Here is a 9,944-nt window from a genome sequence, read left to right on the forward strand (position 1 = left end):
CCGAAATTCTTGATCTGGTCCTTGAGGATCGCAGAAATTTCCGCGGCTTTGATGTCCATTATCCGACCTCTTTCATGGCGATCTTCATCGCAGCGAGTTTTGTCTTGAGGGAGCTGTCGATCAGCTGGCTGCCGACCTTCACCTGAAGGCCGCCAATCAAGGACGGATCGACGAATTGGTTGAGCGTGACGGTCTTGCCGATCTTGGCCTTGAGCGTCGCGGCAAGCGCCTTAACCTGCGCGCCATTGAGCGGGGCAGCCGAAGTCACATCGGCCGTCACCTCGCCGCGCGCCTTGGCAGCCAGCTCACGGAAGCCGGTGATGATGGCGTCGAGCGCGAACAGGCGCCCGTTTTTGGCGACGAGCTTGAGGAAATTGGCGACCAGCCCATTGGTGGTGGCCTTGGCCAGCAGCGCATCGAGCGCCTGCGCCTTGGCATCGCCGGTGATCACCGGCGAACGCAGGAACCGCGCGAAATCAGCGCTTTCCCCGATCAGGCGGGAGATGTCGGAAAGCGACGTCTCCACCGATGCCAGCTGGTTCTCGCTTGCAGCGAGGTCGAACAGCGCCGACGCATATGGCCGGGCGATCTGGGTAAGCACTGAATTCTGCGCTGCCAATGCCGCTACACCCTCTTGGTTGCCTGCCCGCTTCGCCGCCCTATTTCTTTCAAGGAAACCGGGCGGTTGCCGACGCTTGTTCTTGTCTGGGAAAGGGGACGTCCGGAGACCCCTTCAAAGTCGCGCTCGCTCTAGCACAAGGCCCGCGCGGCTTGCAAGGCTTGGGGGGTGGATTCGAATGCGGCGAAAGTGTCGCAGGCAGCCTACATGAAGCTCATCGGATCGATATCGACCTGCACGCGCAGATTGCCGGTGACCTTCTCCGCCGAGCCCAGCCAGAATCGCACATAGCCGCTGAGGTCGAAATCCTTGCCCGACTGCGCCAGCAGCCGCACGCGGTGCCGTCCGCGCACCATGGCGATCGGGGCGTCGGCCGGACCGAAAAGCTTGACGCCATCGGCCATCGGCGCTGCCGACAGCAGCTTTTTGGCAAAGCCCATCGCCGCCTCATGCTCATTGGCCGAAACGATCAGGGCCGCCAGCCGCCCGAACGGGGGCAGGCCGCCGGCCTCGCGCGCCGCCAGTTCATGGGCATAGAAGGCCTCGCGATCCCCGCTGACCATGGCGCGCATCACCGCATGGTCGGGATGATAGGTCTGGAGGAACGCCTTGCCCGTCTTGGAGGCCCGTCCGGCACGGCCCGCCACCTGGGTCAGGATCTGGAAGGTCTTTTCGGCAGCCCGCGGGTCGCCATGCGCCAGCCCCAGATCGGCATCGAGCACGCCCACCACCGAGAGCTTTTCGAAATGGTGGCCCTTGGAGACCAGCTGCGTGCCGATGATGAGATCGAACTCGCCGCGCTCGATCTCGCTGAACCGCTCGCGCAATTGGGCATTACTGCCCATGTCGGAGGAGAGAATCACCCGCCGCGCATCGGGAAAGCGCGCCGCCGCTTCCTCGGCGACCCGTTCGATGCCGGGGCCGACCGCGATCAGCGCATCGGCCTCGCCACAGGCGCCGCACACTTTGGGCGTGCGGATCTCATGCCCGCAATGGTGGCACATCAGGACGCCCCGGAAGCGGTGCTCCACCATCCAGGCCGAACAATCCGGGCATTGATATTGATGCCCGCAGGCGCGGCACAGGGTCAGCGGGGCGTAGCCGCGCCGGTTGAGAAACAGCAGCGCCTGCTCGCCCCGGTCGAGCGCCGCGAACACTTCGCGCGCCAGAAGCGGGGCGATCCACTGGCCCTTTTCCGGCCCGTCCACCCGCATGTCGATGGCGGTGATATTGGGCATGGCCGCCTCGGCGAAACGGCTGGTCAGCAACACATGGGCATAACGGCCACCATTGGCATTGTTGCGCGTTTCCACCGACGGCGTTGCCGAGGAGAGGATGACCCGCGCATCGGCCAGATGCGCCCGCACCACCGCCATGTCTCGGGCATGATAGTTGACGCCGTCGGACTGCTTGTAGGCCCCGTCATGCTCCTCATCGAGCACCAGCATGCCCAGTTCGCGAAACGGCAGGAACAGCGCCGAGCGGGCGCCCACCACGGCGCGCACCGTGCCGTCGAGTACGCCGCGCCACACCCGCCCACGCTGCGCGGGGGTCATGTCGGAATGCCATTCGGCCGGGCGGGTGCCGAAACGCTTGGTGAAGCGCGAAATGAAGGTATTGGTGAGCGCAATCTCTGGCAGCAGGATCAGCGCCTGCCGGCCCGCCCGTAGCGTATCGGCCACCGCCTCGAAGAACACCTCGGTCTTGCCGCCGCCGGTGACGCCATCGAGCAGGGCGACGCCGAACTTGTGCGGATCGAGCGCGGTGATCTCGGCCAGCGCCTTCTTCTGGTCTTCCGATAGCGTCGCAATGGCGCCATCCGGATCGGGCGGCAGCACAACGGGTGGCGCCGGCATTTCCAACCGCTCGACCGCCCCGGCCCGCTCCAGCCCCTCAATAACCGAGGGTGAAACGCCGGTGGCGCCGATCAGCGCCGCCTTGGGCCAGGCCATGTCGTCCATCAGCGCATCGAGCACGCGCAGCCGGGCCGGCGTCAGCTTTTCCGGCTCATGGCCGGTGCGGCGGAAGGCGATGACCGGCCTCGGCGTATCCAGCGCCTCGGTGGAGCGCAGCACGGCGCGCAGCACCTGCCCCGGCGCCGCCAGAGTATAGCGCGCCACCCACTCGACCAGCTTGAGCAATTCCTCGCTCAGCGGCGGCACATCATAGGCCTGGGCGATGTCGCGCAACCGGTTATGCGCCACCATGTCCTTGGGCGGCCCCCAGACCACGCCCAGCGTCAGCCGCGGTCCAAGTGGCACAGCAACGATCGAGCCGCGCGTCACCACCATGCCGGGCGGGATGCGGTAGCTATAGGGGCCTTCGACGGCGACCCCCACCATGACGGCGACGATGTCTGGACGCTCTTCCATTTGTGCCCGTTCTGTTCGCATTCGAACATAGGGAGCGCAAGTGATTCTGCCAAAGCCATCGGCTGCTGACAGGCTCTGTCAGCGGGTCGGGCTAGTCTCCTCCATCAAGTACAGGAGGACGATATGAGCCAGGCAATCGAACGCCTTTCAGCCACTGACGAACTGGTTGCCATCGCCGAGAAGGCCAGTCTCTATGCCCTGCTGCAACAGGCTTTGCGGCGCCAGCGCATACCGCAGGAAATGCCTTCGCGGCTGTATGACGACCTGGGCCTGGTGCCCAGCCAGCGGCCCGATTTTACCCCCAGGGGACGCTAGGCCCAACCTCGCTCAGAACGAGCCCTTGAGGCCCGCCGTGATTTCGCCGCTGCGCAACGCGCCGGCGGCGACATTGCCGATAGCCCCGGTCGGGGCACCGGTGGCGATGTTGTAATATTCGGTATCCCCGCGCTGCTCGAAAATGTGGTCGTAGCGCGCCGCCAGGGTCAGCTCCGCATTCTCGCCCAGCGCAAAACCGACATCCATGCCCACCGTGACGGTGGGGGCCACATAGAGCCGATCGAGGAAGCGCAGGTTGCGCAACCAGTGATCATCGGTGGCGACGGACAGGAAGGTCATGCCACCGCGCAGCAGGCCGCCAACGCGGAAATTGCCGTAATGCTCTTCGCCGTCAATGCCCAGGAACAGTTCGGGAAATTGCTGCCGATAGGTCGCGGCGGCGACGCCATTGGCAATGCTGCCCGGCTGGTCGCGGAAGCCACCATTGCTGGAATAGAGATAAGTGCCGCCATAGGCGGTCCACTTGGTATCGGTGTATTTGAAGCCGCCATGCGCCCGCACCACGGCCGAGCCATCCTTGACCAGCTCATAGCCCAGCGAGGCGGCGCCGGCAAAATAGTGATCGAGATTGGTATCGGGATGCTGGCTGCGATGGGACCAGTTGTCGAACGTATCGTCGCCCTTGGTCCAGTCATAGTCTTCCATATAGCTGCTGCCGAAGCCGGCCACGCTGCCTTCCGCCCGCAGGCTGAAGCCGGCGCCGATATCGGCGGCAATGCTGCCGCGCAGCACCGGCGTGGTGCTCTGCCAGATCAGGTGGCTGAGCGTGTAATTGCCCACCATCACCTTTTCATTGCCTTCCAGATACATGGCGCCGATGCTGGCATCCACCCGCACCGTATCGTCGGGTGAGGCATAGCTGAGCGCTTGCGGCTGCTCGTCCCACATGTCTGGGGACTGGGCTGCCGCGCCGGCAGTAGAGGCAGCCAGCACGAGCATGCCCGCAGCAAATGCCTGCGGCTTGGAAAAACTGCTCATGACACCGCCTCCATTCGATAAAAGAACCTTGGCCAGTCCGGGTTAAGGATGGGTTTACCATGGCGGCCGGAGACTGCAGCAATGGTCGATTCCGCTTTCGCCACCGATGATGCCGTCCGCGCCCAGCTCGCTGCCTGGCAGCGCGAGCTCGGCTCCGTCAGGCGCCTGGCAGCCAATACGCTAGAGGCCTATAGCCGCGATGTCGACCAGTTCCTGTCCTTCCTGGCGGGCCATGCCGGCGGGCCGGTGACACTGACCACGCTCGGGGAGTTGCGCGGCGCCGACATCCGCGCCTTCATGGCCCAGCGCCGCAATGACAGCCTCGGCTCGCGTTCGCTGGCCCGGGTGCTCTCGGCGCTCAAGAGCTTCTTCCGCTTTCTCGAACGCGAGGGCGTGGTGACGAGCGAAGCGCTCAATGTCATCCGCACGCCCAAGCTGCCCAAATCCCTGCCCAAGGCGCTGACCGTGATCGAGGCGCGCCAGACCATCGCCACGACCGGGGATATGGAGGAACGCCCCTGGGTCGCCGCCCGCGACATGGCAGTACTGACGCTTTGCTATGGCGCGGGTTTGCGTATCGCCGAGGCGCTGGCGTTGACCCGGGGGGACCTCGAAGCCCAGACGCTGCGGGTCACCGGCAAGGGCGGCAAGGTGCGGCTGGTGCCGCTGATCGATGCGGTGCGCCGCTCGATTGAACTCTATCTCGAGCTCTGCCCCTATAAGCCCTGGCCGGAAGAGCCCCTGTTCCGCGGGGTGCGGGGCGGCGTGCTGTCGCCGCGGCTGATCCAGCTGCGGGTGGTGCAGTTGCGCAGTGCGCTGGGCCTGCCGCCCTCGGCCACGCCGCATGCCTTGCGGCACTCCTTTGCCACCCATCTCCTGGGACGGGGCGGCGATCTGCGCGCCATCCAGGAATTGCTGGGTCACGCCAGCCTCTCCACCACCCAGATCTATACCGCCGTCGATACCGACCGGCTGCTGGAGAGCTACCGCAAGGCGCATCCGCGCGGTTGAGGCGGTATTAGGGACCCGCCTCGGGTAGGTTTCTGGTCGTGCTCGTTGCAGCCAGGCGATCGGCAATCCTTCTACGCTGTACGAGATAGTAGAAAATGCCCATACCGAAGACGACCTGGACGTGGAGCAGGACAGCTCGTCCCTCGCCGCTGAGAGGATGTTTGGCGTTCCACATGATGTCGCGCGTGAGAAAGATGCTTCCCCCCAACACCACGACATAGATCAGGAACTTCCAGCGATAGCTGTCGAGGATGGCCGTCACCAGGGCAACGGCAAAAATGCTCGCTGCCGCAAGCAACAGCATCGCGGCATAGGCAAATACCAGAAACGGACCAAAGCTGTAGACAACCAAGGGAAGAGCCGCCAGCACACTGAGCAGGCAGGCCCCAGCAAAAGCGGCGACATCTTCGACAAATCTCAGACCGTATGATTTCAACCAAGGCATGGCGCTCGATCCTGCGCAGTGTCGGCGACTACTATCATATTGCTAGCATCTCACTGCAGCCGTGACACCGGTCCTGTCCACCGAACGGTTACCGGCTTGTTGGACTTGTCAGCCTCATATCGGCTCGCTACGACACATCCATGCACTCGCCCGCGATCCTGCTTCTTGCGATCTGGCTTTCTGGCTCCCTTCGGGACCGGAACGAGCGCTGACGTCCAGCCCTTCGTCTCTCCGGCCCGCCTTTCAGGCGCTCCGGTGATCTGCGAGGTGGGACCGCTCAGGAACCCGCCTCATGTCCACGATTGCCGGCACCCAGCCCGCCAACGACCCGATCGGCTATGCCTTCGCCGTGGCCGGGGCGATCCTGTTTTCCACCAAGGGCATCTTCATCAAGCTCGCCTATGGCCAGGGCGTATCGACCGAAATGCTGCTCAGCCTGCGCATGATCGTGGCGCTGCCGGTCTATCTGGTCATTCTGGTTACCCTGCTGCGCCGCGAGAACAGCCTGCGCCGGGCATTGACCCCGAAAACCGTCATCGCCAGCATGGCGGTCGGCATATTGGGCTACTACCTCTCCAGCTATCTCGACTTTCTGGGACTCAACTACATCACCGCCCAATATGAGCGGCTGGTGCTGTTCACCTATCCCTTCTTCGTCCTGCTGTTCGGCGTCTGGTTCTTCGGCGACCGCATGGTCTGGCGCGTGGTGCCGGCCATGCTGGTCTCCTATGCCGGGCTGCTGGTGATCTTTGGCTGGAACCTGGCGGTCGACCCCGATGGCCTCGTGCTGGGGACGCTGCTGGTGCTGGGCTCGGCCATTACCTTCGCGCTCTATCAGCACCTGGCCAAGCGGCAGATGCTGGTGCTGGGTTCGGCTCTCTTTACCTGCATCGCCATGTCGACGGCGGCACTCTGCGCCATTGCACAGAACCTGGTGCTCGCCGGTCCCGCCAGCTATCTGGCGCTGACGCCGCAGCTCTGGCTCTATGGCCTGGCGCTGGGCGTGCTGGGCACGGTGCTGCCCAGTTTCCTGATGAATGCCGGCATGGCCCGCATCGGCGCGCGCGCCACCTCCTCGACCGCCGCCTTCGGGCCGGTGGTGACTATCATCATTGCCGTCATCGTCTTGTCCGAACCCTTTACCCTGTTTCATGGCGTGGGCACCGCCCTGGTGCTGGCCGGGTCTATACTGTTCGCGCGAGCCGAACGCCGGGCCCGGCAGGCGCTCGGCTGATTCTTCGCCACAATGGCTTTTGGCCGTCTCAAAGCCGCTGTAAGGTCCGACGACGACTTGCGGCACACATCCGGGAAGGGACAACCGATGAACGCATTACACAGGATTTTGGGGGGAGCACTGCTGGGCCTGGTGCTCGCCGCAGGGCTCGCCGCGCCGGCGCTGGCGCAGAAGCTCGACAACAAGAACCCGGCGCCCACGACAAGCAGCAGCGATATCGACTTCGGCGACGATTCGAGCAGTTGGGCCAATGATGGCGAATGCGACGACCCCCGCTTTGAGGGGACCGGCACCGCTGCCGAACTGGTTGATGACGATATCCTCAAGGACGCGACCGACTGCCAGGCTGCCTTCGCGGCCGGCACTGTGACGCTCAAGGATGGCAGCAGTACCAGCGTCGCCACCACCGCGGCCGAGATCGACTTCGGCGATGATTCGAGCGAATGGGCCAAGGACGGGGAATGCGATGATCCGCGCTTTGCCGGCACCGGTTCGGCCGACGAAACCCTGGCCGCCGATATTCTCAAGGACGCCACCGACTGCCAGGCTGCCTATGACGCCGGCACGGTGAGCTATACCGGCGGCGACACCCAGACCGCGGCCATCGATTATGGCGACGACACCAGCGAATGGGCCAAGGACGAGGAATGCGACGATCCGCGTTTCTCCGGCACGGGCGTTGCCAGCGAACTGCTCGACGCCGATATCGGCCATGACGCCACGGACTGCCGCGCTGCGGTGGAAGCGGGCACCGCCACCTTCAATGGCGGTTCGGCCACGGCCCCGGTCGCTTCCTTCGACTATGGCGGGGACTGGAGCAAATGGGCCAATGACGGCGAATGCGACGACCTGCGCTTCATGGGCGAAGGCACCGACAAGAAGCTGCTCACCGACGACATGATGGGCGACGCCACCGACTGCCAGACCCTGGAAGCCGACGGCAAGGTGACCATCCGCACGGTCTATTCGCCCGAATATGCCGCCGGCGCGCCCTATGACAGCAGCGACATCGACTTCGGCGACAACAGTTCCGACTATGCCAATGACGACCGCTGCGACGATCCGCGCTTCGAAGGCCCCGGCGCCGCCTCGGTGCTGCTCGAAAGCGATCTCGAGCACGACAGCGCCGACTGCAAGGCGGCTTATGAAGCGGGAACTATTGTGCTGATCGACGCGCAGAGCTGAGCAAGACCGCCAGCAAAAGTCATGCGGCGCGGTGAAAGCTCCGCCGTTTTGTTTTTGGGTGCCTAGTCCACCGTGCCCCCTTCTCCCCTTGTGGGAGAAGGTGCCCGAAGGGCGGATGAGGGGCTTGGGGGCGGCCCGAAGGGCAGTATCGCTCCGGTGGAGCGATACTAGCGGCCAAGGCCTTGAGGGCTAAGCCCGAAAGGCGCGTCATCCATACCCATCAAAGCATGGAGCGCAGCCCCCTCACCCTGACATTTCTGCTGAACGCAGAAATGTCGTCCCTCTCCCTCAAGGGGAGAGGGCGGCCTGGCAGGTGCAGTCATATTCACCATGACAATCAAAGACCTCATGGTGAGCTTGTCGAACCACGAGGTCTACTGGAAGTAGCCTAAGCCGCCTTGCGCTCGACCATCATCTTCTTGATTTCGGCGATCGCCTTGGCCGGGTTCAGGCCCTTGGGGCACACCTTGGCGCAGTTCATGATGGTGTGGCAGCGATAGAGCTTGAACGGGTCTTCGAGGTCGTCGAGCCGCTCCTGCGTGGTCTCGTCGCGCGAATCGATCAGCCAGCGATAGGCCTGCAGCAAAGCGGCGGGGCCGAGATACTTTTCCCCGTTCCACCAATAGCTCGGGCATGAGGTCGAGCAGCAGGCGCAGAGAATGCACTCATAGAGCCCGTCGAGCTTGGCGCGCTGCGGCACCGTCTGCGTCCATTCCTTTTCCGGCGTAGGCGAGGTGGTCTTGAGCCAGGGCTCGATGGCGCGATGCTGGGCGTAGAACAGGGTGAGATCAGGCACCAGATCCTTGACCACCGGCATATGCGGCAGCGGGTAGATCTTGATCGGGCCCGAGCTGTCATCCATACCCTTGGTGCAGGCCAGGGTATTGAGCCCGTTGATATTCATCGAGCACGAGCCGCAAATGCCCTCGCGGCAGGAGCGGCGCAGCGTCAGGGTCGCATCGACCTTGTTCTTGATCCACAGCAGGCCATCGAGGATCATCGGGCCGCAATCGTCGAGATCGACGAAATAGGTGTCGATGCGCGGATTGGCGCTCTGGTCCGGATCATAGCGATAGACGTGATATTCGCGCAGCCGCGTCGCGCCGGCGGGCTTGGGCCAGGTCTTGCCCTTGGTCGGCCGGTCGGCCTTGGGGAGCATCAGTTCGACCATGGGTCGGTCTTCCTTTTCAACGCGCGCCGCTCAACCCGGCGCGAAAACCTAATAGTTCGGCTTGCAGATCTGGTTCGATTTGGCGACGTAGGTATTGTAGGGCACTGCGTCTTCCGGAGCAGTCGCGCGGCCCTTCATCGAGGCGATCACCACGCCCATGAAGCGCTCATCGATCAGCGTCATCGCCGCATCGGCCTTGCACGAGCACAGCGTCTGGTCCTGGGCGATGCCCATGCAGACGGCATAGAACTCGTCCTTCTGCGCCGCGGTCGGCGCGGCGAGTGCCGGAACGGTCAGGAGGCCCAGAGCGGCCAGAACGGCGACAAATCTCATCTCAATTCCTTCCGGATCACCAGTTTCAGGCCCGACCAGGTGGCGTCAACCGCACAAACCTTCACATCGACCAGCCCCAGCGGCAGCACCACGGCGCGGATCACATCCTCAGTGATGTCAGTCGCCACCTTGGCGGCCTTTTTGGGCCAGCTCACCCAGATCATGCCGTCGCGGACGATCAGATCCATCAGCCTTTGCGCCAGCGCCTCGAGCACCGCCCGCACACTGGTGAAGAGGTGGATGACATCATAGCCCGGTGC

10 protein-coding genes and 1 pseudogene are annotated in these 9,944 nt (G+C 63.9%); 4 read left to right on the forward strand and 7 right to left on the reverse strand.

Going from position 1 to position 9,944, the window contains the following annotated elements; genetic code table 11:
* Window positions 1-58 precede the first annotated feature (58 nt).
* Together V6M52_RS00795 and V6M52_RS00800 are read right to left on the reverse strand one after the other, a co-directional pair.
* Window positions 59-619, reverse strand: a complete 561-nt coding sequence (locus tag V6M52_RS00795) for a F0F1 ATP synthase subunit delta (RefSeq protein WP_332685613.1) — start codon at window positions 617-619, stop codon at window positions 59-61.
* 203 nt (window positions 620-822) lie between these two features.
* Window positions 823-2,991 carry a primosomal protein N' gene (locus tag V6M52_RS00800; RefSeq protein ID WP_332685611.1) on the reverse strand — a complete coding sequence of 723 codons (2,169 nt, stop codon included), beginning with the start codon at window positions 2,989-2,991 and terminating at the stop codon, window positions 823-825.
* 123 nt (window positions 2,992-3,114) lie between these two features.
* Here V6M52_RS00800 and V6M52_RS00805 point away from each other — a divergent pair, with 123 nt between their 5' ends.
* Window positions 3,115-3,306 (forward strand): hypothetical protein, encoded by a 192-nt coding sequence (locus V6M52_RS00805; RefSeq protein WP_332698417.1) that lies wholly within the window; start codon window positions 3,115-3,117, stop codon window positions 3,304-3,306.
* Window positions 3,307-3,318: 12 nt separating this feature from the next.
* On the opposite strand, the gene V6M52_RS00810 is transcribed toward V6M52_RS00805, so the two are convergent.
* Window positions 3,319-4,305 carry an omptin family outer membrane protease gene (locus V6M52_RS00810; protein WP_332698420.1) on the reverse strand — a complete coding sequence of 329 codons (987 nt, stop codon included), beginning with the start codon at window positions 4,303-4,305 and terminating at the stop codon, window positions 3,319-3,321.
* Window positions 4,306-4,386: 81 nt separating this feature from the next.
* On the opposite strand from V6M52_RS00810, the gene V6M52_RS00815 reads away from it, so the two are divergent.
* Window positions 4,387-5,316 carry a tyrosine recombinase XerC gene (locus V6M52_RS00815; RefSeq protein ID WP_332698425.1) on the forward strand — a complete coding sequence of 310 codons (930 nt, stop codon included), beginning with the start codon at window positions 4,387-4,389 and terminating at the stop codon, window positions 5,314-5,316.
* Between the two features lie 7 nt (window positions 5,317-5,323).
* On the opposite strand, the gene V6M52_RS00820 is transcribed toward V6M52_RS00815, so the two are convergent.
* Window positions 5,324-5,761 carry a hypothetical protein gene (locus V6M52_RS00820; protein WP_332698428.1) on the reverse strand — a complete coding sequence of 146 codons (438 nt, stop codon included), beginning with the start codon at window positions 5,759-5,761 and terminating at the stop codon, window positions 5,324-5,326.
* 292 nt (window positions 5,762-6,053) lie between these two features.
* Between V6M52_RS00820 and V6M52_RS00825 the strand changes: the two genes are divergently transcribed.
* Window positions 6,054-6,995 carry a DMT family transporter gene (locus V6M52_RS00825; RefSeq protein WP_332698431.1) on the forward strand — a complete coding sequence of 314 codons (942 nt, stop codon included), beginning with the start codon at window positions 6,054-6,056 and terminating at the stop codon, window positions 6,993-6,995.
* 87 nt (window positions 6,996-7,082) lie between these two features.
* Window positions 7,083-8,180 (forward strand): hypothetical protein, encoded by a 1,098-nt coding sequence (locus V6M52_RS00830; protein ID WP_332698434.1) that lies wholly within the window; start codon window positions 7,083-7,085, stop codon window positions 8,178-8,180.
* A gap of 388 nt (window positions 8,181-8,568) precedes the next feature.
* On the opposite strand, the gene V6M52_RS00835 is transcribed toward V6M52_RS00830, so the two are convergent.
* The 3 genes and pseudogenes from V6M52_RS00835 to V6M52_RS00845 all read right to left on the reverse strand — a co-directional run.
* On the reverse strand, window positions 8,569-9,351 hold the full coding sequence (locus V6M52_RS00835; RefSeq protein WP_332686840.1) for a succinate dehydrogenase iron-sulfur subunit: 783 nt from the start codon (window positions 9,349-9,351) through the stop codon (window positions 8,569-8,571).
* Between the two features lie 48 nt (window positions 9,352-9,399).
* A complete protein-coding gene (locus tag V6M52_RS00840) occupies window positions 9,400-9,684 on the reverse strand; it encodes a hypothetical protein (RefSeq protein WP_332698437.1) in 285 nt (94 codons plus the stop codon).
* Window positions 9,681-9,944, reverse strand: a pseudogene (locus V6M52_RS00845) (DUF3052 domain-containing protein); the annotation flags it as partial. The gene V6M52_RS00840 and the pseudogene V6M52_RS00845, both read right to left, overlap by 4 nt.

This window comes from Devosia sp., assembly GCF_036676215.1.
Taxonomy (GTDB): Bacteria; Pseudomonadota; Alphaproteobacteria; order Rhizobiales; family Devosiaceae; genus Devosia.

Excerpts from the sequence above, each read along its gene's own strand:
- V6M52_RS00800 (WP_332685611.1), bottom strand. The coding sequence starts at position 2,991 with ATGGAAGAGCGTCCAGACATCGTCGCCGTCATGGTGGGGGTCGCCGTC.
- V6M52_RS00805 (WP_332698417.1), top strand. The coding sequence starts at position 3,115 with ATGAGCCAGGCAATCGAACGCCTTTCAGCCACTGACGAACTGGTTGCC.
- V6M52_RS00810 (WP_332698420.1), bottom strand. The coding sequence starts at position 4,305 with ATGAGCAGTTTTTCCAAGCCGCAGGCATTTGCTGCGGGCATGCTCGTG.
- V6M52_RS00815 (WP_332698425.1), top strand. The coding sequence starts at position 4,387 with ATGGTCGATTCCGCTTTCGCCACCGATGATGCCGTCCGCGCCCAGCTC.
- V6M52_RS00820 (WP_332698428.1), bottom strand. The coding sequence starts at position 5,761 with ATGCCTTGGTTGAAATCATACGGTCTGAGATTTGTCGAAGATGTCGCC.
- V6M52_RS00825 (WP_332698431.1), top strand. The coding sequence starts at position 6,054 with ATGTCCACGATTGCCGGCACCCAGCCCGCCAACGACCCGATCGGCTAT.
- V6M52_RS00830 (WP_332698434.1), top strand. The coding sequence starts at position 7,083 with ATGAACGCATTACACAGGATTTTGGGGGGAGCACTGCTGGGCCTGGTG.
- V6M52_RS00835 (WP_332686840.1), bottom strand. The coding sequence starts at position 9,351 with ATGGTCGAACTGATGCTCCCCAAGGCCGACCGGCCGACCAAGGGCAAG.
- V6M52_RS00840 (WP_332698437.1), bottom strand. The coding sequence starts at position 9,684 with ATGAGATTTGTCGCCGTTCTGGCCGCTCTGGGCCTCCTGACCGTTCCG.